The sequence below is a fragment of the Caldimicrobium thiodismutans genome, from assembly GCF_001548275.1.
Taxonomy (GTDB): domain Bacteria; phylum Desulfobacterota; class Thermodesulfobacteria; order Thermodesulfobacteriales; family Thermodesulfobacteriaceae; genus Caldimicrobium; species Caldimicrobium thiodismutans.
Genome location: NZ_AP014945.1, coordinates 641,724 through 666,950 on the forward strand (window position 1 = coordinate 641,724; position 25,227 = coordinate 666,950).

General features: G+C 36.3%; 21 protein-coding genes. 8 read left to right on the forward strand and 13 right to left on the reverse strand.

Annotation, left to right across the window (positions count from 1 at the left end; translation table 11 throughout):
• The first annotated feature begins 10 nt into the window (after positions 1 to 10).
• From THC_RS03160 to THC_RS09750, 4 genes are all read left to right on the forward strand, one after another.
• Positions 11 to 346, forward strand: a complete 336-nt coding sequence (locus tag THC_RS03160) for a cupin domain-containing protein (RefSeq protein ID WP_068513217.1) — start codon at positions 11 to 13, stop codon at positions 344 to 346.
• Positions 347 to 388: 42 nt separating this feature from the next.
• Positions 389 to 1,297, forward strand: a complete 909-nt coding sequence (gene argB / locus THC_RS03165) for an acetylglutamate kinase (protein WP_068513219.1) — start codon at positions 389 to 391, stop codon at positions 1,295 to 1,297.
• Complete coding sequence (locus tag THC_RS03170) at positions 1,278 to 3,932, forward strand: valine--tRNA ligase (protein WP_068513223.1); 2,655 nt, start codon at positions 1,278 to 1,280, stop codon at positions 3,930 to 3,932. Before argB ends, THC_RS03170 begins: the two co-directional genes overlap by 20 nt.
• Before the next feature lie 434 nt (positions 3,933 to 4,366).
• Positions 4,367 to 4,585 (forward strand): PilZ domain-containing protein, encoded by a 219-nt coding sequence (locus tag THC_RS09750; protein WP_407922080.1) that lies wholly within the window; start codon positions 4,367 to 4,369, stop codon positions 4,583 to 4,585.
• Here THC_RS09750 and THC_RS03175 read toward each other — a convergent pair.
• Genes THC_RS03175 through THC_RS03185 form a run of 3 tightly spaced genes read right to left on the reverse strand, consistent with a single transcriptional unit; the run spans position 4,554 to position 9,584 of the window.
• Entirely contained in the window at positions 4,554 to 7,940 is a 3,387-nt protein-coding gene (locus THC_RS03175) for a chromosome segregation SMC family protein (RefSeq protein ID WP_068513227.1), read from the reverse strand. The genes THC_RS09750 and THC_RS03175 overlap by 32 nt on opposite strands.
• Before the next feature lie 60 nt (positions 7,941 to 8,000).
• Entirely contained in the window at positions 8,001 to 8,657 is a 657-nt protein-coding gene (locus tag THC_RS03180; RefSeq protein WP_068513230.1) for a bacterio-opsin activator, read from the reverse strand.
• 18 nt (positions 8,658 to 8,675) lie between these two features.
• Entirely contained in the window at positions 8,676 to 9,584 is a 909-nt protein-coding gene (locus tag THC_RS03185) for a KaiC domain-containing protein (RefSeq protein ID WP_082706257.1), read from the reverse strand.
• A gap of 134 nt (positions 9,585 to 9,718) precedes the next feature.
• On the opposite strand from THC_RS03185, the gene resB reads away from it, so the two are divergent.
• Complete coding sequence (gene resB, locus THC_RS03190; RefSeq protein WP_068513233.1) at positions 9,719 to 11,020, forward strand: cytochrome c biogenesis protein ResB; 1,302 nt, start codon at positions 9,719 to 9,721, stop codon at positions 11,018 to 11,020.
• Between the two features lie 3 nt (positions 11,021 to 11,023).
• On the opposite strand, the gene THC_RS03195 is transcribed toward resB, so the two are convergent.
• Genes THC_RS03195 through THC_RS03205 form a run of 3 tightly spaced genes read right to left on the reverse strand, consistent with a single transcriptional unit; the run spans position 11,024 to position 13,519 of the window.
• Entirely contained in the window at positions 11,024 to 11,926 is a 903-nt protein-coding gene (locus tag THC_RS03195; RefSeq protein ID WP_068513237.1) for a cation diffusion facilitator family transporter, read from the reverse strand.
• A 1-nt stretch (position 11,927) separates the two neighbouring features.
• Positions 11,928 to 12,665: an ABC transporter permease gene (locus THC_RS03200; RefSeq protein WP_068513240.1), complete on the reverse strand. Its 738-nt coding sequence runs from the start codon at positions 12,663 to 12,665 to the stop codon at positions 11,928 to 11,930.
• A complete protein-coding gene (locus THC_RS03205) occupies positions 12,662 to 13,519 on the reverse strand; it encodes an ABC transporter ATP-binding protein (RefSeq protein WP_068513242.1) in 858 nt (285 codons plus the stop codon). Before THC_RS03205 ends, THC_RS03200 begins: the two co-directional genes overlap by 4 nt.
• A gap of 203 nt (positions 13,520 to 13,722) precedes the next feature.
• Here THC_RS03205 and uvrC point away from each other — a divergent pair, with 203 nt between their 5' ends.
• The gene (gene uvrC / locus THC_RS03210) at positions 13,723 to 15,525 is read left to right on the forward strand and encodes an excinuclease ABC subunit UvrC (protein WP_148638811.1); all 1,803 of its coding nucleotides are present in this window, start codon (positions 13,723 to 13,725) and stop codon (positions 15,523 to 15,525) included.
• On the opposite strand, the gene THC_RS03215 is transcribed toward uvrC, so the two are convergent.
• The 7 genes from THC_RS03215 to hemW form a co-directional block, all read right to left on the reverse strand.
• The gene (locus THC_RS03215; protein WP_068513247.1) at positions 15,522 to 15,740 is read right to left on the reverse strand and encodes a TRASH domain-containing protein; all 219 of its coding nucleotides are present in this window, start codon (positions 15,738 to 15,740) and stop codon (positions 15,522 to 15,524) included. The genes uvrC and THC_RS03215 overlap by 4 nt on opposite strands.
• A complete protein-coding gene (locus THC_RS03220) occupies positions 15,700 to 16,500 on the reverse strand; it encodes a sulfide-dependent adenosine diphosphate thiazole synthase (protein WP_068513250.1) in 801 nt (266 codons plus the stop codon). Before THC_RS03220 ends, THC_RS03215 begins: the two co-directional genes overlap by 41 nt.
• 80 nt (positions 16,501 to 16,580) lie before the next feature.
• Entirely contained in the window at positions 16,581 to 18,098 is a 1,518-nt protein-coding gene (locus tag THC_RS03225; protein WP_068513253.1) for a B12-binding domain-containing radical SAM protein, read from the reverse strand.
• A gap of 13 nt (positions 18,099 to 18,111) precedes the next feature.
• A complete protein-coding gene (locus tag THC_RS03230; RefSeq protein ID WP_068513256.1) occupies positions 18,112 to 19,503 on the reverse strand; it encodes a sigma-54-dependent transcriptional regulator in 1,392 nt (463 codons plus the stop codon).
• A complete protein-coding gene (locus tag THC_RS03235; RefSeq protein WP_148638812.1) occupies positions 19,493 to 20,506 on the reverse strand; it encodes a sensor histidine kinase in 1,014 nt (337 codons plus the stop codon). The genes THC_RS03230 and THC_RS03235 overlap by 11 nt, the downstream gene beginning before the upstream one ends.
• On the reverse strand, positions 20,487 to 21,911 hold the full coding sequence (locus THC_RS03240) for a UDP-N-acetylmuramate--L-alanine ligase (protein ID WP_068513262.1): 1,425 nt from the start codon (positions 21,909 to 21,911) through the stop codon (positions 20,487 to 20,489). The genes THC_RS03235 and THC_RS03240 overlap by 20 nt, the downstream gene beginning before the upstream one ends.
• On the reverse strand, positions 21,908 to 23,059 hold the full coding sequence (gene hemW / locus THC_RS03245; protein WP_068513264.1) for a radical SAM family heme chaperone HemW: 1,152 nt from the start codon (positions 23,057 to 23,059) through the stop codon (positions 21,908 to 21,910). The genes THC_RS03240 and hemW overlap by 4 nt, the downstream gene beginning before the upstream one ends.
• 40 nt (positions 23,060 to 23,099) lie before the next feature.
• Here hemW and THC_RS03250 point away from each other — a divergent pair, with 40 nt between their 5' ends.
• Together THC_RS03250 and THC_RS03255 are read left to right on the forward strand one after the other, a co-directional pair.
• Entirely contained in the window at positions 23,100 to 24,200 is a 1,101-nt protein-coding gene (locus THC_RS03250) for an LptF/LptG family permease (protein WP_068513266.1), read from the forward strand.
• A complete protein-coding gene (locus tag THC_RS03255) occupies positions 24,197 to 25,195 on the forward strand; it encodes an LptF/LptG family permease (protein ID WP_068513270.1) in 999 nt (332 codons plus the stop codon). The genes THC_RS03250 and THC_RS03255 overlap by 4 nt, the downstream gene beginning before the upstream one ends.
• The last annotated feature ends 32 nt before the right edge of the window (positions 25,196 to 25,227 follow it).

The window sequence follows — 25,227 nt, forward strand, 5'->3', positions numbered from 1 at the left end:
GGAGGGAAAGATGATTCTCAATCTTAAAGATCTTCAAATGGAAAAACATCCCAAATTTAAAGGTGTAAAGATTGGTTTTTTGGTGACCAAGGAAAAACATCCTGAGCTAAGTATCACAGTTCTTGAAATTGATCCCGGTATAGAAATTCCAATTCATCAACATGAAAAGGAGGTTGATAGTATCTTTCTTTTAGAGGGTGAGGGAGAGGTTTATCTTGAAGATAAGTGGCAAAAGATTAAATCCGGTGATGTAATTGTTGTATCCCCTGGTATAAGGCATGGTGTAAAAAATACAGGTTCAACTAAGATGAGATGTTACATTGTTCATGCTCCAGCCCTCTGGTAGAATTTAATCTTTCTTAAACGAGGCAAAAGAGGTGATAAGAGTATGGAAATTCATGATAAGGCAAGAATTTTAATCTCAGCTCTTCCCTATTTTAGGGATTTTTATGGCAAGATTCTGGTGATTAAATATGGTGGACATGCCATGGTGGCTGAAGATCTAAAACAGGCCTTTGCTCAGGATATAGTGCTAATGAAATATGTAGGTATAAAGCCTATTATTGTTCACGGAGGTGGGCCTCAAATTACGCAGGTCATGGAAAAAATGGGGTTAAAGCCAACTTTTATTGAGGGGCAGAGGGTAACTGATGAGGAGACCATGAATGTTGTTGAAATGGTCTTAGTTGGAACGGTCAATAAAAAGATTGTTAGCCTTATAAATCAAGCAGGCGGGCTTGCTGTTGGACTTTCAGGAAGAGACGGGAATCTTGTTGAGGTTGAAAAAATGACCCTTTATAAATACACTGGTGAGGATAGACCTCCTGAAATCATTGATATAGGAAGGGTAGGGAAGGTAAGGCAAGTAAATCCTGCGGTGCTTTTTACATTAATTGAAAGGGGATTTATTCCAGTAATAGCTCCGGTGGGAGTGGGACCTGAGGGTGATGCTTACAATGTTAATGCAGATCTTGTGGCAGGGGCTATTGCTTCAGCCATAAAGGCAGAAAAACTTATTTACCTCTCAGATGTAGAAGGTGTTAAAGATGAAAAGGGAAAACTTATTTCAACTCTATTTATTCATGATATTGAAGATCTCTTAGAAAGGGGCATTGCTAAGGGAGGTATGATTCCAAAACTTAAGAGTGCTCGCAAGGCAATAACCACAGGGGTAAAAAAGGTCCATATTATAGATGGAAGAGTTCCCCATAGTCTTCTTATTGAACTATTTACAGATGAGGGCTTAGGTACTCAAATCCTTTCTGCGGAGGAACCAGATGGAGGAGATCCTTCTTGAAAAAAGTTATGATCCAAAAAAGGTAGAGGACAAATGGTATAAGATCTGGGAAGAAAAGAGGCTCTTTGAACCCACCTATGACCCGAAAAAACCCAAATTTTCAATGGTTATCCCTCCTCCCAATGTGACTGGCTCTCTTCATATTGGGCATGCTCTAAATAACACCATTCAGGATCTCTTGGCACGATATAAAAGGATGGATGGCTTTGATGTGCTCTGGGTGCCTGGCACAGATCATGCTGGAATTGCAACCCAAAATGTAGTTGAGAGAGAACTAAGTAAAGAGGGGCTAAGTAGAGCTGATCTTGGGAGAGAGAGGTTTTTGCAAAAGGTTTGGGAATGGAAAGAACGCTTTGGAAATCGCATTATTGAACAGCTCAAAAAACTTGGAGCAAGCTGTAGCTGGAGTTATCAAAGGTTTACTATGGACGAAGGCCTTTCAAGGGCTGTAAGAGAGGTGTTTTGTAAACTCTGGGAAGAGGGACTTATTTATCAAGGAGATTATATCATAAACTGGTGCCCAAGATGCTACACTGCCTTAGCTGATCTGGAGGTGGAATTTGAGCCCACAGCAGGAAAACTTTGGTATCTGAAATATCCCCTTGAGGATAGCTCTGGTTATATAGTTGTTGCAACCACCCGTCCAGAGACCATGCTTGGGGATACAGCAGTTGCTGTGCATCCCGAGGATGCAAGATATAGAGCTTTAATAGGTAAAAGGTTAAGGCTACCACTTTTGGGAAGATTAATCCCTATTATTGCTGACAAAGTAGTAGATCCTGAGTTTGGAACAGGAGCTGTAAAGGTTACTCCAGCACATGATTTTAATGATTTTGAAATGGCTAAAAGGCATGGACTTCCTTCAGTTAAAGTTATTGACGAATCAGGAGTTATGACTAAGGAAGCTGGCCCATATGCGGGATTGGATAGATTTACAGCAAGAAAGGAGGTGCTCAAAGATTTACAGGAAGGTGGTTTTCTATTAAAGGAAGAGGATTATGAAGTTGTTCTTGGGCATTGTTATCGCTGTGGAACAATTATTGAACCTCTTCTATCAAAGCAATGGTTTGTAAAAATGAAACCCCTTGCTCAACCTGCTATATCAGCAGTGGACTATGGATTTATAAATTTTTATCCTGATAGCTGGAAAAACCTTTATTTTGATTGGATGAGAAACATTAGAGACTGGTGTATTTCCCGTCAGATTTGGTGGGGGCATAGGATTCCTGTTTGGTATTGTGAGTCCTGTGGTGAAATAAATGTCTCAAGAGAGGACCCTAATAGGTGTTCTGCCTGTGGAGGAGAGAATCTCAGAGCTGAAGAGGATGTCCTTGATACCTGGTTTTCTTCTGCCCTCTGGCCCTTTTCAACCTTAGGATGGCCTGAAAAAACAGAGACCCTTAAGGCCTTTTATCCCACCTCAGTCCTTGTAACAAGCTTTGATATAATATTTTTTTGGGTTGCTCGCATGATTATGATGGGAGAGCACTTTATGGGGGCTATTCCCTTTAAAAAGGTTTATATTCATGCCCTGGTAAGAGATGAAAAAGGCCAAAAGATGAGCAAAAGTAAGGGGAATGTTATTGATCCCTTAGAGATGATAGAGAACTTTGGCTGTGATGCCCTGAGGTTTACTCTTATTGCCCTTGCTGCTCAGGGAAGAGACATTAAGCTTTCTATTGATCGTATAGAAGGCTATAAACACTTTATCAATAAGATCTGGAATGCGGGAAGATTTGTTCTCATGAACCTTAAGGATCTTAATAAGGATGATTTTGCTGAAATTGATTATAAAGATTTACCGCTTTTTTCTCGGTGGATCCTTTCCAAACTGAATGAAACTATTCTTTATGTTAGAGAAAAACTTGAGGAGTTTGAATTTGACCAGTCTGCTATGAGACTTTATCACTTTTTCTGGGACAATTTCTGCGATTGGTATCTTGAGATTGCTAAGGTTTACCTCCAAGATAAGAATCTAAAAAGGGGAACCCAGGTTGTTTTGCATAGGGTATTTTCAGATACCTTGAAACTTTTACATCCCTTTATCCCCTTTATTACAGAAGAACTTTGGAGTTTTTTACCCTTCAAGGAAAAGGAAAATCTCCTTAAAGAAAGTTATCCTCGAACCTTTGAAATAGCTTTTAGTCCTGAAGAACGCCATTTAACGGATCATATCTTTGAAATTATTACAGCTATTAGAAATGTTAAGGCCGAATATAATCTTGCCCCAAATCGGGATATCCCTGTTTTTTATGTTAATACGGGGGATATAATTAATAAAGTAAGGAATGAAGAAAAGATCATTACTACTCTTTCCAGGGTTGAGGACATTAATTTTGTGGAAAAACACGAGAAACAAAAGGGTGAAGTGGCTTTTATTTTAACCTCCGGGGAGTTGTTTTTAAATTTAACAAAACATCTTGACTTTAAAAAAGAAAAAAATAAACTTCTTAAAGAAATGGAAAAAATTGAGAAAAAAATGAAATTACTTAATGAAAAATTATCAAACCCTCAATTTTTAGAGAAGGCTCCTCAGGAAATTATAGAAAAAGAAAAAAAGACTTTTTATGAGCTTTCTGAAAGAGCTAAAAAAATTAAAAAACTCCTTGAGGAGATAGAATATGCCTGTAGATAAAAGATTTTATACCCCTTACCAAGTCTTTTTAGAGGGAACAGCTTCTCATGAAAAGGGATTTCATTATCCTATCCCATAAAAGAAGGGGATCATCTGAATTTGGTTATAAAGGGTAATAAAACTTTTAAAGTAAAGGGAGTAAAATGGATGATAGAAGGAAATAATATGGTAATTGGTTTGAAGTTTGATCCTTTGGACATGGAAACCACCCAAATTTTATCGGCGTTTTTATCATCTTTGGCCCTTTCTTCTCTTTCTTATACCTATCTTAGATAAATGGGCCTTGAAAAACGATATTATACAAGACATCATTTAAGGTGTGAGTGTGTAATAGCCTTTGAATCAGGAATTAAAACACAGGATGAAATTTTAGACATCAGTGCTGAGGGAGCAAGACTCAGAATTGATACAGTTTTTTTATTGATTCTGGGGATATACTTTATTTAAATATAAAATGTAAATATAAAATAAAGCTTAAAGCGCAGGTTCGCTGGGTGAAGCAAAATAAATTCACAGAATTTGGAGTGAAGTTTATTGAAATGTCCATGCAAGAGAGAGAGTCTCTATCTCAGTTAATATCAGAAATGGCTTTTTCTACTCTCTCTCCTAAATTTATTTGGATTAATCCTTTACATTTAGTTTCACCAATTTAGATACACCTTTTTCTTCCATAGTTACTCCAACTAAGTGATCAACCTCTTTCATCACATGAATATTATGGGTAATAAGAATAATTTGAGAATTTTCCTTAATTTTTTTCATTAACCTAATGAATTTAAGTGAATTTTTTTCATCAAGTGGAGCATCTACTTCATCAAGAATACAGAATGGTCCAGGCTTAGTTAGATAAAAAGCTATAAGAATAGAGATAACGCAAAGGGCTTTTTCTCCTCCTGAGAGCATGTGAAGGTGTTTAATGTTTTTGTAAGGGGATGAAAGTTTTAACTCAAGACCTGCCTTTAAAGGGTCCTCTTCTGTTAAATACAGTTCAGCGGTAACTTTTTCCATAATTAAGGGAAAGATTTCTCTGAGCTTTTCATTTACGCTTTTAAGAGTAGCCAGAAGTTGCTTTTCAGCCCTGACTCTTAATTCTTTGAGTATTTTTTTGAGATGCTCTATGGCATTTTCTAAATCTTTTTTTTGGCTTAGGAGAGTATCATACCTCTCAGCTATTCTTTCAAATTCTTTTATACTTGTAAGATTTACCTCGGGAAAATTTTTTAATTCCCCTTTCAGTTCCTCAAGTTTTTTCTCTATTTCTTGAAGATTTAAAGGGTTAACCATATCTTTGAGTAGATCTTCCGGGTTAGCATCCTCACCTATAAGCTCCCTTAATTCTCTTTTTAGATTCTCAAGATTTAAATTTACTTCAGTTAAATCAAGCTCTAAACTATGTAAATTTTGTAAAAACTTCTCTTTTTCTTTTTCTATAATTTTCTTTTTGTTAAGTATATCTCTCAAAAAGGAATTTTTTTCCATCAAAAGATTTTCAGAGGAGGCTATTTGTTCTTCAAAAACCTTTAGGGTAGATTTTAATAGCTCTTTTTTCTTCCTTTCTTCATTGATTTTTTCTCTTAAATAATTGACCTCATTCAACAGAATCTCGTAATTATGTTTAGTGTTTTTTAAAAATCTATCAATTGATTCTATTTCACTGATAATTTCATCTTTTCTTTTAAAGAGCTGTTCTTTTTCTGCTTTTATCTTTATAACTTTCTTTTCAGCTTCTGATATCTCACTTTCAACACGATTTTTTTCGCCTTCAAAATTTTTTATTTCTTCTAAAAGCTCTTTTATTAATTTAGAGAGTTCGCTCTCATTTTGACTTATTCTATTTATCTTACCTTCAAGTTCTTTTTTTTCACCTTCAAGATGTTCTTTTCTTTTTAATAGAGTTTGAAGATTTTCTCTAATTCCTTTAAGATTTTCTTCCAGACGAATTCTTTTTTGTTCAAATTGAGAAAGAGTTATATTTATCTTTTTTATCTCCTCGTCTTTTTCTATTTTTTTCTTTTCTTTATCAAATAATATCTTTTCTATTTTATTAAGTTCTTCTTTAATAAATAATTCACTCTCATTTAGTTGTGTTAATTTTTCATCAATTGCCACTAAATTTTTTTCAAAAAGTTCCTTTTCCCTTTTAAGACTGAAGTAACCTTTTTTTGTGTCTTTAAGATAAAGGATAAAGCCCTGTGGGGAGATGAGAAGCTTTTTATCTTTAAGAAAAACAAAGTCTTCTGGTATAGATTCAGAGGTATAATATTTAGATTCCAATTTTTTTAAGCCAAAAGGAATAGAAGATAGAGCGGATTCCTTTACAAAGATGAGATTTCCCTTTTCTTTTTCAATTATTGAGTTTATTTCTTCTATATCATTAATGATAATAGCTTTCAATAGATCTCCATAATAATTTTCAAGGATAGCAAGGTCTTCAAGTGGATGTTTGAGATAATTTCCTATGGTTTTTTCTAAAAGTTTAGAATTAAAATTCCTTTCTTCACTATTTAAGATTTGAGAAAGAAGTCTAATTTTTTCTTCTGTAGTCTTTTTTTCTGAAATTAACTCCCTTTTTTTCTCTTGAACTTCCTTCAACTTTGCTTTGAGTGCATCTGAAGAATTTTTTAGAGAAACTATTTCCCTTTCTAAGTCCTCTCTTTCTCTGGTTTTTTGGAGGACAATTTTTTCTAAAAGTTCTTTTTCTTCTAAAAGTTTGTTTTGAGAGTCTTCTATCTCTTGTGCCTCCCCCTCTTTTAGAGCAAGCTCTTTATGTATAAAGCTTAACTCTCTTTCTAAGAAATCTTTTTTTTCTCTAAAGCGAATGCCTTCTTTTTTTATTGCATCATATTCTTGATTAAGTTTCTGTTTTTTCTTTTGTTTTTCCGATAATTCTTTTAAAAGTTTATCTCTTTTAGCTTTTAAATCTCTTAGTATTATTTCAAAATTTTCTGCTTTTTCTTTCTTTGTCTCAAGCTCCTTTTTAATTAGTTCTATTTGTTGCAAAAGTAAGTTTTTTCTCTGAATTTCTGTAGATTCTTTGATCTTTTCCTGTTCAAGTTTTTGTGTAATTTTACTTTCTTCTTTATAAAATCCACTCAATTTTTCTTCAATCTTTTTGAGTTCTTCTTCTTTTTCAACCTTATCTTTTTTTAAATCCTTAGATTGTCTCTCCAAGTTTAATATCTCTTTGTAAACTTCTCTTTCTTCATCTTCTATTCTTTCTAAGGACTTCTCTAATGAAATTTTTTTCAATTTTACTTCATTAATTTTTTCTAAAATATTTCTTTTTTTCTCAAGAGCTTGTTTATAAAGCAAACCTAAATGTATAAGAGAATATTTCTTTAAATCTTCTTTAAGGGTTAAATATTTTCTGGCAGTTTCAGCCTGCTCTTTCAGATGATAATACTGGCTTTCAACTTCTTTGAGTATGTCTGTTAAGCGTATGAGATTTTGTTCTGTTTGAAATATATTTTTTTCTGTTTCCTCTTCAGTGACCTTAAGTTTGGTTATTCCTGCCAAATCTTCAAGAAATCTCTTCCTCTCTTTGGGGGAGATCTCTAAAAATTTATTTATTTCTCCTTGATCAATGATTCCATAGCTTTGAGGATTAACTCCTAAGTCTAAAAAGAGAAAATGTATGTCCTTGAGCCTGCAAGCCCGATTGTTTATAAAAAACTCTCCCTCTCCATCACGGTAAAATCTTCTAATAATTACAATTTCTTCTAAATCTTTATATTTTTCAAAGATTGGAGGCTCGTGAGAAAGGACTAATTTTACTTCAGCAAAGTCAATTTTTTTATCAGAATTACCTGAAAATATTAAATCGTTGAGATCCTTTACTCTTAATCTTTTTGGACTCTGTTCACCAAGAACCCATTTAATTGCATCTAAAATATTGCTTTTACCAGACCCATTTGGACCAACAATAGCAGTAATACCCTTTGAAAGGGGTAGCACTACTTTGTAGGGAAAGGATTTAAATCCGTAAATTTCAAGTCTTTTGATATGCAAGGTTGTTACAAAGCTGACTTTTTCTTAAATATAACAGACAAAAACAAAAAAGGGAGGGGGTTATGCCTGTTCTTTCATAAGGAGATATTCCTTGATTTCATGGATTAGCAAAGCAGGGGTTTTCAGAGGATAATGGAGAGAACTCAGAATTTCTTCAATGGGATTACCTTTAATACTTAACCCGGCTAATCTTTCTTTAAGGTCCTCTTTAGAGAAAATTGGATACTTTATGCCTTTTGTTCTTTTTAGTATTTGATAGGCCCAGGGGACATCTAAAGCTTTAGCAACTTCAGAGGCAACCAGACTGCAATAATAGAGAAGAGTCTGGGCTTCATGCCCTTCTTTTATCTCTTTATAAGCTAATTTAGCAATCCCTCCCGCAGTGTGAACCTTAAGATCCTTGGTTTCTTCAGAGGCTAACTCTTCAAGAGATTTAATCTTCTGCAGGGCAAGTTCAGGATCTGCCCTTAAAATATTTTTAACTGTATTTTTTGTCAGCCCAATTTTTTGAGCAATCTCCTCATCACTTTTCATGTATTCCTCTTTAAGCACCACTGCTGATGCAGCTCTGGCTAAGGATGGAAGCCAGGTAAGAGTTCTAAATTCAGCTAATTTACTCAAGCCCCCCAGCAGTTCTATAGCCTTAAAAAAGACCCTGGTAACCATCTGCTCTATTTCCTGTTCATATACTGGTGGTGCTTCAAGTCTGATTACCATTTTCAACCCCCCTTTTGATTATTTTTGTCCTCCCACTGGATCTTTAATAACAACTAAACCTGTTTCAAGTATCTCCAGAAAATGTGTCTTGGTATCGTGACCGCACATTCTACAGCCATCAATTCTAAAAAGCCTAACGATTTGTCCCATCTCTTTACGATAAAGTTTGGCCTTATATGGGGAATCAATAAGTTCCTTGGCAAGAACCATGGTGCCGTCAACAATATGTCCCACAGCATAACCACCAGCAGCTTCAGCGGTAAGCTCTTCATGGCCACTCCTTTTCTGAGATACCAGAAGGGCAGTTTGATAAAATTTTTTTAAAAAGTTAAAAAGCCTTCGCACAATAGCCCGGGCTAACATCTCTTTGGTTTCAAATAGCCCAGTTACTGAGTCAATAATAGTAAACTTTACCCCAAATTGCTGAATGGCATATGATAAAGTAGCCAGCAAATCTGGTAAATTATCTCTTAATCTACTTGAGCTTGCTGCATCAATCAGAATAATATTGTCCTCAAAGTTATGAAAATTAAGCCCCATAGCCTCTGCTCTTAATTTAAGGGAGATTGCAACAAAATTGGCAGGAGCTTCAACTGTTACAAAGGCTACTTTTTCTCCAAGGCTGGCCTGTTTTACTGCAAATTGTTCCACCATAAGAGATTTACCAGTATCAGAGATCCCGGTTATATTAAAAACCGAATAAGCTGGAATACCCCCCAGTGGTTTTTTAACAATATTACCCTTTTCAGAGGTTACTAAGAAAAAGAGCTCATCTAAGCCATTAATACCTGTAGGGACTCCGTAAATCTGAGGAGCTTTGGCTAAGGCCTGCCCACCTTTAAATATAGCTTTTAAATCGGGTTCACCAAACCCTGAAAGCTTTTCCCTTTCTTCTGAATAATATTCACTTTTACTTATCTTGTTCATCTCTTATGACCTTACAAAGGTTTTTGTGTTTTTATTAATATTTTTAAACATTTTTTGGTATAATTCAAGACTTTTTAACTTGTTAATTTTAAGAAACATGATAAAATGAAAAGTTAAATCTCAGGAGGTTAAGTATGAAAAGAATCTTAGATGAGCTGGCATCTGCCAGATTAGCAATTGTTTTATTCTTTGTCCTTGCAGGTATTTCTATCTTAGGGACCATTATTCCACAGGGGCAACCTCATGAATTTTATCTCACCAAGTATGGTCAGGGCCTGGGTAAATTAATCCTTTTTTTTCAAATTCAAGATGCCTATCACTCATGGTGGTATATATCTGCTCTTTTTTTATTTTTGGCTAATCTAATTGCCTGTTCATTAAAGAGATTACCCTTTACTCTTAAGCTTTATAAAAGAGATCCTGCTGAAGTTAATCCTGAAAATTTACCGAACAAAGTGGTAGTTAATTTAAATGGAGATATCGGGCGCATAAAGGCCTATCTTCAAGATGTCCTTGCTTTAAAGAGTGTAAATAAAACTTTTGAAAAGGGGGAGCTTTTTTACAAGACCCAGAATAGATTTTCTTTTTTTTCCGTATATGTGGTCCACTTCTCCCTTGTTATTGTTATTATCGGAGCTTTAATAGGTGCCTTTTTTGGTTGGAGAGGCAATATGAATATTCTTGAGGGAGAAACCTCAAATATTGTTCAACCCTTTAGAAAAAAAGATCCTGTTCAGCTTGATTTTTCTCTTAAACTTAACAAATTCATTCTTGAGACCTATCCCAATGGAATGCCCAAGGAATATATTTCTAATGTGACCGTCCTTGATGGAAATACAACTCAATCTGCAATTATTAAGGTGAATCAACCTTTTAAGTATAAGGATGTAACTTTTTATCAGGCAAGTTACAATGTGATTCCAGAGTTTAAGGTAAAGGTTAATTTTAACGGGAAAATTGAGGAAAAGATTCTTTCACCCTTTAATCCTCTTATGCTTAAGGAGCGCTATTCTATCGCCCTACGAGACTATGGAGAGGCTCACGGGTTTATTTATTTAAGGCTCTGGATCCTTGATGAGGAGGAAGGGCAGACCAGAGAAGGGATGATAATTAGTGGATTTCCTCCCTTAGAGGTATCTTTTTCAAAAGATAAATTTTCTATTGAGTATGAGGATGTTGCTAAATTAAATTATATGACTGGTCTTCAGGCCAAAAGAGATCCCGGTAACTGGGTAGTTTATCTTGGATTTATTCTAATGATGTTTGGTCTCTTTTTGGTTTATTATTTTGACCCTAAAACCGTCTGGGCCTATCTTAAACAAGAGGAGGGTGGCCTTAAACTGATTTTAGGAGCCTATGCTAAAAGAGAACGCGAATCTTTACGGAATAGATTAACTGAGATTGCTGAGAAGATTAAAAAGGAGCTTTCTAAATAGGCTTTACTTTTTCTCAGTATCAGGTTCAAGGTGAATAGTTACCGATATCTCGGGATGGGTAGTCTTGATCTGTCTTTCAATCTCATCGCAGAGATCGTGTGCCTCTTGAACTGAAATTTTTCCTGGCACAGTTAAGTGAAACTCTACAAAACCACTTCTTCCCGCTTTTCTACTTTTAAAGTCGTGAATCTCTGCCTCGTGGATAGAACTTTTATGAATAGTGCTCTCAATAATCTTATGGATATCTCTGATTTTTTCTTGACAGAGACTGACATCCAGAAGAGAGTTTATTGCATCTTTTAAGATCTTGTAGCCCAGATATAGAATATTTAAACTTACCAATATGGCAAGAATAGGATCAAGATACCAGAAGTTAAGTAATTTGGCTAAAAGGATACCTATCAGAATTCCAACGGTTGTGAGGACATCAGTAAAAAGATGGGTGGCATGGGAAATAAGAATAGGAGAGGCCTCCTTTTTGCCTTGTTTATATATTTTTAAAGAGAGAAGTCCGTTTAGAAGCAAGCTTAGGGTAATAAGAATAAGACCAATACCGAGAGTTTCAGGAGCTTCGGGTTTAAATAGCCTCTGATAGGCCTTCCAGAAGATGGTAATTGAGGCAAAAATAATAAACAGACTCTCTAATAGAGCAACTAAATATTCTATCTTTGTATGGCCATAAGGGTGTTCCCTGTCTGAGGGTTTTATTGCAATTTTTGTTCCTATCATGGCAAAGAAAGCGGAGAAAATATTTATAATCGATTCCATAGCATCGGAATAGATAGCCACAGAACCTGTCACAGAATAGGCCAGAAATTTAAGGACACAAATAAAAAAACTTGTCCCAAGGCTTAGCCAGGTCAATTTAAGGGCTTTGGAATCGTTAAAAAGCTCTTGTATTTCCATTTTAGTCTTTTGCCCTCTGTATAGTATAAATTGAAAGGACAAAAAATACAAGGGCGAGTATGCAAAGGATGAGGATATCTTTGATCTGTGCACCTTGACCCCAGGCAAGACTTCTTAAATTATGGGAGACTAGAGTTAAAGGTAGGATTTCAATAATTGGTTTTATGAATCCTGGTAGATTTTCGACGGGAAAAAAGGTGCCTCCAAGAAACATCATGGGGGTGATGATGAAGTTTGTAATTAAGGTTTGGTCTGCGTGGGCTTTGATTGTCATAGCAGATGCAAGCCCAAGAGAAGCAAAAATAAAGGCGTTTAAAAAAACTATCATAAAAAAGAGGGGATTTAACTGAATCTTTACACCTCCAAAGAGCTGAGCCAAAAGAAGAATGAGAATAACTGAAAGAAAAGCCCGGGTTACCCCTGAAAAAACCTCTCCCAGAGCATAACTTAAAGAAGAAAGAGGGGCACTCTGAAACTCCTCAAAGACCTTGAGATAAAATCTTGCTACATTGATTTCCACATTTATAGCGAAGGCCTGTAACATGCTGCTTGCTGAAATCAGACCAGGAATTAAAAATTCAAGGTAAGACCTACCCTGAAGGAAAATTCCCTTTCCAAGCCCTATACCAAAGGCCATAATATAAAGTAGAGGATTAATGGAAAAAGATAAAAGAACCCTGAAAAAACGCTTTTTAAGAAGCAGAATTTCCCTGAGATAAATGGCTAAAAAACCCTTCATATCCCTTCTTTCTCCGTAAGTTTTACAAAGACATCTTCTAAGGTTATTTTTCGCATACTTACAAAATTATTTCTCTCCGAATATTGGAGAAAACCGGATTCAGCGGTTTTTTTATCTTTAAAATAATAGGTTATAAGTCCCTTTTCAGAAAAAACATCCAGAGCTACCTCTCCTAAGCCTTTGATAAAGTTAACGGGAGTATCAATCTCTATAATTTTTCCCTGGGATATAAAGGCAACCCTATCGGATAAAACCTCTGCCTCTTCCATATAATGAGTGGTAAGTAAGATAGTAGTTCCTTGACCTTGAATTTGCTTTATAAAGCTCCAGATTTTTCTGCGTATACTTGGATCAAGACCAACTGTGGGTTCATCAAGAAGGAGTATTTCAGGGGAATGCAAAAGGGCTCTAATTATAAGAAGTCTTCTTCTTAAACCTCCAGAAAGTTCCTTGACCCTGGATTTTTTTCTATCCTTAAGTCCTGCAAGTTCAAGAAGTTCATCTGTCTTTTTACGAATTGCAGAAAACTCCATTTTAAAAAGAAGCCCATGAATTAATAGATTTTCCTCACAGCTTAGCTCAAGATCAAGATTTATTTGTTGAGGAACAAGCCCTATTTTTGTTTTGGCCCAGAGGTGATTTCCATTAAGAGATTTACCAAAGATTTTTATTTCTCCAGAAGAGGGGGTAGTAAGTCCTGCAAGAATTCTAAGGGTAGTTGTTTTCCCTGCACCATTTGGACCGAGAAGGGAAAAGAGCTCACCCTTTTGAAGGTTAAAGGAAATTCCCTTTAAGGCCTCTCTTTCTCCATAAGATTTTCTTAAATTTATAACCTCAAGGACATTAATAATCATAGTAATGCTTATAAATATAATCTCATCTTCTCAGGAATCAATTAGATGTATGGTCCATATCTTATGAGACTCAAATCTGCCTCTTTTGGCAGATAAAGAGTTTTATTTCATAGTGTCACTCTGGATAATTGATCAGGGATAATTTTTAAGAGACATTTTTTTTCTACTTGGAATTATCTGAGAGTGATTTAAATTTGAAGTTGATGCTTAAGGTAAACCTACAGGAGATTCCTCAGAGCTCAGGGATTTATCTTTTTAAAGGTCCAAGGGGAGAGGTTCTCTATGTAGGAAAGGCTAAGGACTTAAGAGCAAGACTTTCCAACTATTTTAAAGGTCAGCCCCTCTCTCCTAAAATTTACCGTCTCCTTGAGCAAGCCCAGAGTATAGAGTATTTTCTCACTCAAACGGAAAAAGAAGCCCTTTTACTTGAGGCAACCTTTATAAAAAAGTATAGACCAAAGTATAATGTGCTTCTTAAAGATGACAAAAATTATCCTCTCCTTCGCCTCTCTTTACAGGAGGAATATCCTGCCCTTCAAATAGTTAGAAAGAGAAAAAAGGGTGATCAAGCCTTATATTTTGGCCCCTTTACCTCAGCCCGTGGTCTAAGAGAGATATTAAAGCTTCTTTCTAAGACCTTTCCTCTTAGAAAATGTAGTCTTGCTGAAATGAAACGCAGAAAAACTCCCTGTATTTATTTTCAGATCAAAAAGTGTTTAGCACCCTGTGTTAGAAATGTCCCCAAAGAGGAGTATCAGAAACTTGTGGATGCTGTGGTTGAATTTTTTCAAGGCAGAGGGGCTGAGTTACTTAAAAAATTAAAAAAAGAGATGGAAGCTTTAGCAGAAAATCTTGAATTTGAGCGAGCTGCTTTCCTTCGGGATCGTATAGCAGATCTTAAAGAGCTTCTGGAAAGGCAGGCGGTTGTTTTAAGTCAACCTCTGGACCTTGACCTCTGGGAAAAAGTCTCTGAAAGAGAGAAGGATTTTTTTATAGTGCTTTTTATTCGCTATGGCTATCTCTATGGTTATCAGACCTTTCAGACAAAGAAACCACTCAATGGGGAAGATGCTCTTTCAAAGGCCCTTTTGCAGTTTTACTTGGAGGGAAAAATTATTCCGGATAAAATTTATGTCCCTGAAGACTTTGAGGATAGATCTGAGTATGAAAAGATTTTGAGTGAAATGAGTTCAAAGCCAGTTCAAATCAAGACCCTTCCTGCAGAGAGAGAATATCAATATTTGAAGGAAGTAGCCAAGAAAAATCTTGAAAATTTTGTCCTTTCTGAAAAAAGAAAGGAGAAACCCTGGTATGCAGGGCTCTCGGATGAGCTTAAGAAAGTTTTTCGCTTAGTGGATGACCCAAATAGTATAGAAGCCATAGATTTGTCTCAATATTATGGAAAGGCAAGGGTAGGGGCTATAGTTGCCTTCTATGAAGGAGAACCATACAAGAAGGGATATCGCTATTACAGGATTAAAGGACAGGGAAAAGATGATTTTTCTATGCTCTATGAGGTAGTTTACCGTCGCTTACGAAGGGGTCTTGAGGAAAATAATCTTCCAGATTTACTCCTTATTGATGGAGGAAAAGGGCACTTAGAGACTGCCCTCAAAGCCGCAGAAGATTTGGGTATTAAGCACATATCTATACGAAGTGTGGCTAAAAACCAAAGACGGGAACCAGAAAAGGTTTTTATACCGGGGCGAAAAAATCCCCTTTTCTTACCCAAACACAAAGAGGTTTATCATCTGATTGGAAGGATTATGGCAGAAGCTCATCGTTTTGCCCAAAGTTTTGCAGAAAGGTCACTAAAAAGAGAAAGTATTTTCTCAGGGCTTGAAAATATATCTGGCATTGGTCCAAAAAGAAGGGAAGTTTTGCTTAAAACCTTTGGAAGTCTTGAAGAAATAAAGGAAGCCTCTCTTGAAGAAATAGCAAGGCTTCCTGGATTTAATAAAAAATTAGCTCAAATCTTAAAAGAGGCTCTTGCTAAACCGCATTAAATTATTCCCTTACGCAGGACACTTTTCTTTTTAGAAAGGGCATCCTGATTTTTTGTCCACTTCGCTGTAAATTGTTTATAACAGGTCTCTCCACAAAAGTGCCAGGGTTTATTTACGCAGCAAGTTTTTACTGAAAGGGGCTCTCCAGTAATGGTTTTACCACACCAGGAGCACTTAACCAGCCTTTTTCCCTTTTCCTTTACCTTTAGAGGCATTTTTTAAATCCTTTTCTATAATTTCAGCCAATTTTTTTCCGCTCATAAGCATCCCGCCAAAAATTGGGCCCATTCTTGGAAGCCCATAAACCGCACATACTGCAATCCCGGTAACATAAAGGCCTTGGGCAACTCTTCCTGTATGCTCAACCACCAGTCTTTCTGAGACCTCACTCCAGTTTGATTTTTCTCCAGCCATTTCAATTCCAAGTTCAGGATTTTTTCTACCTGCAATGGCAATCAGCTCAGCATCATGGCCAGTAGCATCAACCAAAGCCTTACAATGGGTGTAAAGAGGATCTACATGTAGACCTGAAAGCTGAATAGCTGTCCAGTGCCAGAGAACGCCTACCACTCTGGGAGGCGCATCTCTTACGATTACATCATCCACATTCACGCCTAAGAATATTTTTGCCCCTGCATCAAGAGCACCAGTCGCAAGCTTGGCAATAAGTTCCGCTGGGTCTATGGTGAAAAAGCCGTTTTCCACTTTTTTAGCTCTAATTTTAAAGTCTTCAACAATGGGTAAGGCCTCTGTCTGAACAACTATCTTAGGAATCATATTGCCCCCACCACCAATTCCACCCCCAAAAGAAAGCCTTCTTTCATAGATCAAGACCTTAAACCCTCTTTCCGCTAAATATTTAGCTGCTGTTAATCCTGAAGGACCTGCCCCTGCAATAAGAACATCTACATCACTAAAATCTTCAAGATCTCTCATTCCTTCACGAATGATAGCCTGATTAATCTGAAGTTCCATAATTCACATTCCTCCAGATATTTTTTTTTAAAATAATAATACTCAAAAGATTTTCTTTGAGATGTAGTGAAAAAAATAACTTAACCTTTTGGGTTTTCAAAGGCCTCTTTGAAGATTTCTCTAAAGTGATAGCCACTTGCAATCTGGGCTAAAATTAAGGAGAGGCCTTCTCTTTTTTTAATGAAACATTTTAAGAAAATTTTCCAAAAATTAAATTTATTTTTCTCAAGCAGACCAAATTTCAATAGAATTTTTCCTAAACCAAGAAGATAACCATAGTTAAACTTTAAATAATGTCTATCAATCGTGAATTTACTTTTGATAGAAAAACTATCTAAAAAGTCTTCAATTCTTTTATAATAAGCCTTAGAATTATAGAGCTCTCGGATCACTTTTTTATATCCCTCTATGAGTTTATTATAATCCATCTTGGGAAGGATATTTGTAGATATATCTGTATTATCACCTTTAAAGATTGGTTTTATGCGTCCTTCAGTTAGCAGCCTTTGATAAAGTTTAGTCCCAGGAGGGGCGTTAAGGAGGCCTACCATAGCAATAATTATTTTACTTTCTTGAATAAAATTAATAAGTTTTTCAAAGATATCAGGAGGGTCTTGATCAAAACCAAGAATAAATCCTCCCATCACTTCAAGTCCTGATTTCTGAATCTTTTTTATATTTTCTACCAGGTCCCTTTGTAGATTCTGTTTTTTCTGAGCTTCTTCTAAACTTTTTTCATTGGGTGTTTCAATGCCAATAAAAACAGAGTTAAAACCAGCTTTTACCATGAGCTCCCTTAATTCCTCATCATCAGCAAGATTAATGGATACCTGTGTATAAAAGTAAAAAGGGTATTTATGCATCTCTTGCCATTTAATTAAGGCGGGTAGAACCTCCTCCTTTACTTTACGCTTTCCCCCGATGAAATTATCGTCTACAAAAAAAACCGAACCTCTCCACCCTAAGGAATAGAGATTTTCAAGTTCCATAAGTATTTGTTCAGTGCTTTTAGTTCTAACGGCGTGGCCAAAAAGATTAGTTACATCACAAAAATCACAATTGAAGGGACAACCTCTGGAATACTGGATACACATACTGGTGTAAGGGGAAAAGTTAAGAAGGTGATAACTGGGGATGGGGCTTTTAGTAAGATCTGCATATTCTCCATCAGCTCTGTAAATTTTTTGATGGTTACCCTTTTCCCAGTCTACTAAAAACCTGGGAAGAGTAATTTCTGCCTCATCTAAAATAAGATGATCTACTCTATCCTCATAATCCCTCCAGAAAGTGCTAAAAAGAGGCCCCCCTGCCAAGACTTTTTTACCAAGGGCTTTAGCCCTTTTAATGACTTCATCAGTTGAGTCTCTCTGGACAGACATTGCACTTATAAGAACTAAATCAGCCTTTTTTAACACCTCTTCTGAAAGAGGGTTTACATTTAAATCCACGATCTCTAATTTCCAATCCTTTGGAAGTAGGCTGGCAACTGTAAGTAAACCCAACGGGGGATGCGTAGCTTTTTTATGAATCAGTTTTAAAGCGTGTCTAAAACTCCAGAAGGTATTAGGATAAGCTGGATAAATTAAAAGGGCCCTCATGGGAAAACCAGGGTCAGGCCTTTTCCCATTTTTTAATTTTATCCCTTAGGGTCTTTCTGTCAATACCAAGAAGTCTTGCTGCAAGGCTCCTATTCCACTTAACCTCATCAAGCACTTTTAGAATATAGGCTCTTTCAACCTCTTCAAGAGGCAAAATTTTAGCCCCCTCAGGTAAAACCTCCTCTATAAGAGCTTTTTCTGAAGCATCCTTTACCTCTGTTTCTCTATAATCAAAACCTGCGAAATAGAGATCTTTTTGCGTTATCTCTGAATTTTTGCTAAAAATAACTAATCTTTCTATTAAATGCTTCAATTCTCTCACATTGCCAGGCCAATTATATTCAAAAAATATTTTAATCACTTCAGGGCTAAATTTTTTAAGGGGCCTTTGATATTTTTCGCAGTAAAATTTAAGAAAATAATCTGTAAGTAAAGGAATATCCTCTTTTCTTTCTCTAAGGGCAGGTAAATGAAAGTGCACCACATTTAAACGATAGAAAAGGTCTTCCCTGAAGGATCCTTTTTTGACCTCTTCCTTAAGATTCTTATTAGTTGCTGCAACAATTCTAACTCTTGCCTTAACAAGTTTAAGGCTTCCAACTGGTGAAAATTCTTTTTCTTCCACAACTTTAAGCAATTTGGCCTGAAGGTCAAGGGGAATATTCCCAATTTCATCTAAAAAGAGCATCCCATCTTGAGCAAGCTCAATTTTACCAATTTTAGAGGTATGAGCACCTGTAAAAGCCCCTTTTACATGTCCAAAAAGCTCACTTTCAAAAAGCGTGGGCACAATACAACTGCAGTCCACACATACAAAAGGGCCGGGATAGAGTTTATCAAATTCATGAATTTTTTTGGCTAATAAACCCTTACCTGTGCCAGATTCCCCGGTGATAAGAATAGTTGAATCTGTCTGAGCAATAATTTTGGCTTTATCTAAGATCTCTTTAATAAGTTTATTTTTCCCAATGAAAGGAACTTTTTCGTCTTTTTCCAAAAGGCTCATCTTTAGATAGATATTTTCTAAGGTAAGCCTCTTTTTCTCTAAGGCCTTTTCTAAAGAGAGTTTGGCTTCATAAATGGAAAAGGGTTTTTCAAGAAAATCAAAGGCCCCGGTTTTTATCGCATTAACCGCTGTTTCAATATTTCCATAAGCTGAAATAACTATAAACTGGGTATCCAGATTGTTTTCCTGAAGCTCTTTAAGAAGTTCCAGACCATGTTCATCAGGAAGCTTAAGATCTAAAAAAACCACATCATATTCGTATTTTGAAAAGAGCTCTCTTGCGGTCTTCCCATCTGGAGCCAGATCTACTTCATATCCTTCCTTTGTAAAAAATTGAAAGAGACTCTCCCGAATAGAGATCTCATCATCAACTATGAGTAGTTTAGCCTTAAAGGACATCTTCTCTTAAAGCCTCCCTTGTAGCAAGGGGTAAGATAATTTCAAAAATAGCTCCTCCCCTGGGATTATTTTTTACCCGAATATTTCCACCATGCCTTTTAATAATGCTATGGCAGATAGAAAGGCCAAGGCCCACTCCCTTTCCCTTCACCTTAGTAGTAAAAAAGGGATCAAAGATGTAGGGTAAAATATCAGGGGGCACACCCGGTCCAGTATCACTCACCTTTATCTCTATTCTATCATCTCTTGCCTTAGATTCAACTATGATCTCACCTTTTCCTTTCATAGCCTCACCAGCATTGCTGAAAAGATTTAAAAAGACCTGTTCCATTTGGGTAGGATTGGCATAAAAAGGAGGAATCCCTGGGTCTAATTGAAAGGTAAACTTAATCCTTTTGAAGACCTGATAATCCCTGATAAGATCATAAATCCTCAAGATTAGCTCATTTAAATTTACCCATTCCTTTTTACCTCTTTCTGGCATGCCAAAATCCAGAAGGGCCTTAGCAATAATTCTACATCTTGTAGTAAGGGCTATGACCTTGTCAATAAGCTCTTGTAAGCGCTGATTCTGAGGAAATTCCTCTTTTATCATATTAGCATAAAGGAGGATGCCCCCAAGGGGATTATTTAGCTCGTGAGAGATTTCACCAGCAAGTTTCCCAAGACTTGCTAACCTCTCTGTGTGAAACCACTGAGGAAATCTTAGCCAGGCTCTCTCCTCAATAAAGAGGTGAAGGCTCCTTTTCTTACTTAATATAAGATTTAAAAGATAAAAAGGAGTAGCCATAAATTGAAAGGACACTAAGCCAACTTCATCAAAAAACGGGCCAAAGAGACTCTCAAGGGTTGTCTTTTTAAGTTGAATTTTTAAAGTGGGAAAGGTCTTTTGAAAGATTGAGTTATGATACAAAATTTTATGTGCGGGTCCAGTTTTTTGCTTCTCTGCTACTACCAGAGGATAGGGGAAGGCTTCCCAGTTTTCATCCTGTATTTTGGGCATGGCTTTTTCCAATACCTTTGAAAAAAAGTTTAATCTCTTCCTGCATAAAGGCACTGGACATAAAAACTACTAAACTTTTCTGCGTTAAATCAAAAAACTCAGGGGGTATAAGGCCTTTTTCAAGAATGAAGGCCCTTTTCCCAAGGTCTTCAAGGTCATTTCTCAATTGCTCAAGGTCAATTCTATCTTGAAAGGGAATTCTCTCAAGCCCGGGGGGAACTTTAATCCCAATTAAATCCGCCTCGTTTAAAGCCTCTACATAATCCCTTTGAAAGACCTTTCTTTTACTTGAATTAGTGCGGGGTTCAAAGAAAAGAATTGTCTTTTCTGGTTGAAAGGCTTTTTTTAGCTCTTTAAGGGTAAGAGCAAGGGCGGTTGGATGATGCGCAAAGTCATCAATCACTAAGAGGGTTTCCGAAGCAAATAGAATCTCCTGACGCCTCTGAACTCCCTTAAAATCCTTTATAGCCTCAAGGATATCTTTTCTATGAAATCCTAAGGTCTCAAGAAGGGCTATCGTGGATAAGGCATTTAAAAGATTGTAATCTCCAGGAATTGAAAGGTCAATTTCAAAGACCTCCCCATCTTTAGCCTTTGCTAACCCCTTACTTCTAAAGCCTCCCCCTCCAAGGGAAACTTCTGAGCCTACGAGCTTAAAATCAGCTTTCCCTTTCCCGTAGGTAATAATTTTGCAGAGAGGTTGGGATGCCTCTACTATCTCCACAAGATTAGGGTCATCTTGATTGAAAACCAAAATACCTTCCATAGGCAAAAGCTTGAGTAATTTTTTAAAAGCCTCTTTTAGAGCATTAATATCGGGATACACATCCGCATGGTCATATTCAAGGCTTGTGAGTATTAACCCAAAAGGCTTGTAATGGAGAAATTTTGGATTTTTGTTAAAGAAGGCTGAGGGATATTCATCTCCCTCAAGAAGCATAAATTCTCCCTTTCCGTAAGCAAAGTTCTTCCCTGTATCCTTTAATATACCCCCCACAAGAAAGGTAGGCGATTTTTCAAGTTTTAATAAAGTAAAACTCAAAAGGGCAGAGGTTGTAGTTTTACCATGTGTTCCAGCGATAACAAGGGCTTTCTTCCTATCAAGAATGAAGTTTTCTATGAATTCTGGGAAAGAAAGAAGGGGGATCCTAAGGGCCTTGGCTTTTGCAACCTCAATATGTGACGAGGAAATAGCATTTCCAACTACAACAAGATCTGGCTTAAATTTAAGAAGGTTCTCCTCAGAGGGCTTGAAGACCTCTATTCCCAGCTCTTTAAGTAAAAAAGAGCTGGGTGGATAAAGGGGATTTTCCTCTGATCCACAAACCTCAAATCCAAGCCCTCTGCATAAGCCTGCAACCCCTGACATCCCGATGCCACCAATTCCAATAAAATATACCCTCATCTCAACCTCTCAAGATTATTCCAGAGGAATTTTACCACCTGATTATGCAAAAGACTACCTTTATCCGTCAGCCTGAATCTCTCAGGCTCTCTATCTATAAGATCCCTTTTGTAAAGATAGATTAAGGCATCTTCATTTATTTTGTAGTTTAGCTCCTCAAGTTTAGAAAATTCAATCCCCTTAGTTAATCTCAGCCCCATAAAAAGATATTCCTTAGCAAGTTCTTTAAAATCAAGGGTTTCAAGAATCTCCTGGGGAAGAGCTCTTTCCTCTAATAGGCTTTTATAATAAGTTTTTAAATCTTCTGTATTTTTAAATCTTAGATTTCCAATTCTTGAGACTGCACCTGCCCCAATTCCAAGATAGGGTTGAACCTCCCAATAAAGAAGATTGTGTCTGCATTCAAAGGAGGGTTTGGTAAAGTTAGATAGCTCATATTGCATAAATCCTGCAGTAGAAAGGGTATCCTTTATGAGTTTTTTCAGGTCTATGAGCTTTTTTTCTCTTAAAAAGGCAGGCTTTCTCCCATAGAGTTTATAAAAGGGGGTTTCAGGATAAATGGTTAATTCATAAAAGGAAAGATGCGTTATTTCAAAGGCTAAAGCAAGGTCTAAATCTTTTTTAAGGGTTGAGCTTCCCTGGCCCTTCCAGCCATAGATAAAATCAAGGGAGATATTTTTAAATCCCCCTTTAAGACCTGCTTCTATAGCAGATAAGGCGTCTTTCTTAGAGTGTCTTCTTCCTAAGAAAAAAAGACCCTTTGGTTGAAAGGTCTGAATTCCAAGGCTTAAGCGATTGAAACCTATTTCTCTATAGGCCCTTGCCCTTTCATAGGTGAAGCCCTCGGGATTAGCCTCTAAGGTTAATTCTAAAGGCTTAAAGGGAAAATACCTTTCCAAAATCATAAAAAATCTCTCAAAAAAGGAGGGTGAAAAAAGACTTGGGCTACCCCCTCCTGCATAAAAGGTAAGGATTTCTCTTTTGCTTCCTGTCAGGTTTCTTATTAAATATTCAGCCTTAAGGTTTATCTCAACCTCTAAGGCCTTAAGATAGAGTTCTTCATCAGGGCGTTTTGGAATAGAAAAAAAATCACAATAAGGGCATTTGCTTAAGCAAAAAGGCAGATGTAAGTAAAGCCCGCTTACCATTTGACTTTAAAAATAATTGTTTTTTAGTAAAATAAAAGAGATGCCCATTCTCTATCGCTATTTTCTCAAAGAATATATCCAGACTACCGGTCTTTTCTTAGGAGTTTTTCTCTTTCTTTTTACCCTCATTATGGGGACTCTGAATCTTAAAGAAATCATAGACTTAAATCCCTCAATTTTACATATTTTGAAAGTTTATGTATATACTCCTCTTCAAATCTTTGCCTTTCTCCTTCCTCTCTCAGGCTTTCTGGCTCTTCTTTTTTCCTTTCAAAGGATGAAGGAAGAGGGAGAAATCCTTGCCCTCTTTTCCCTTGGTTTTACTCTTAAAGATTTTTTTAAGCCCTTTTTGATTTTTAGTTTAATATTATTTATATTTACTACATTTGGTCAGAGTTATCTTGTTCCTAAAGTCAAAAGACTTCAAAAAATAGATCAGATGAACCTGATTAAAAACCTTTCTGAAAAGGAGATTCCTTCAAAGAGCCCAATTCCTCTCACAGAGGGTTTATATCTCTATGTAGCCTCTGCGGAAAAGGAGGGAAATCTAAATCACTTAAAAAGAGTGGTTTTATTGGAAAAAAAAGGGGACTCTCGTAGAGGTCTTTATTTAGCTAAAACAGCCATTCTTGACCTTAAAGCTGGAAATTTTGCCCTTGAAAAGGGCTATGTTTTTTATCTTGAGAACTTAAAAAACACAGAAATCCTGCTCTTTAACAAATATTTTTTTAGTATTCCACCTTCTACCTTGAAAAAGGAGGACTTATATATTAAGAGAGGTGAGATGAGTTTATCTGAGCTTAAAGCAGAAATGTCTAAAATGAAGCCCTCGGAAGGGAGATATTTTCGCTATCTTTCTGAGTATTATCAGAGATTTTTTTATGGCTTTTCCATCTTTTCCCTTTTTTTACAGGGGTTTCTCCTCGGAATTTTTTTAAAGACTCAGGGGAGACTGCTTCTTTTTTTAATGGGATTAACCTTTTATCTGTTTTATTATTTTCTTTACAATTTTTTTATCTCCCTTGGAGAATCAGGGAAGCTCCTTCCCCTTTATTCTCACCTTATTTTTAATCTAAGTTTTTATATTTTATTGCTTGTGGAATATGTAGTATTCAAAAGAAAGGGGGGCTATCTTTTGTGAGTCTCCTTACTCGCTTTCTTTTCCAAAACTTTTTTAAGGTCTTTCTTCTTGTCCTCTGTATCTTTCTTTCTCTTTATACAGTTATGGACTTTTTTGAGAAACTTTCAGCCTTTTTAGGTTCTAAAAGGCCACTTATCTATTTTTTAGAGTATCTCTTCTGGAAGTCTCAGGTCAATCTCTATCAGATTTTTCCCTATATCTTAAGCCTTACACTGATTTTGACTCTTCTTTTTCTATCAAGAACGCATGAGCTTCTTGCCCTTTTAAGCTTAGGTATTGCAAGAGGGGAGATTTTTAAAAGATTTCTTTTTCTTCTTTTTTTATGTTCCCTTGTAGGAGGAGTTATTTTAAATTTTCTTGTTCCTAAGGCCTATTATAATACCCTTTACACCTGGGAGACAAAAATTCAAAGTCAAAAAGCCCATCATCTTATTTTTAAGGATACCCTTTTTTTTGAGGGAGAGGGCTTTCTCCTTATAGCCAGACCCCTTGAACCTAAGGGAGAGTATCTTTCCGAAGTAGCCCTTCTTTTTTTTAATAAGGCTGAAGAGCCAGAAAGACTTATTTGGGCAAAGACAGCCCTTTATCTTGGAGAGGGAGTTTGGAGGCTTGAGGAGGCCCTTTTTCAGGAGGCCAGAACCCATTTTAGGCCTAAAATTTTAAAAAACTGGGAAGGATCCCTACCTCTCAAACCCAGAATCTTTGTAACTATTGAAAAACCGGTTAAATTTGCTTCCTTTAAAGAGTTAAAACAAAGGTTAAATTTTTTACAAAAGGTAGGCAGAAGAGCTACAGAGGTCTGGGTTGAAATTTTTAATCGCCTTTTATATCTTCTTTTGCCTCTCTTTATAGGTGGCCTTTCAGCTAAACTATATTTAAAAGGCTATACACCTCATCACTATACCTTTGCCCTTTTAAAGTCTCTTTTGGCCTTTTTTATCCTTTCAGCCCTTTTTGTTTCCTTTCAGACCCTCCTTACAAGGCTCTTACATTAAACTTTTTTTTTCTCTTTCCGATAAATAATACC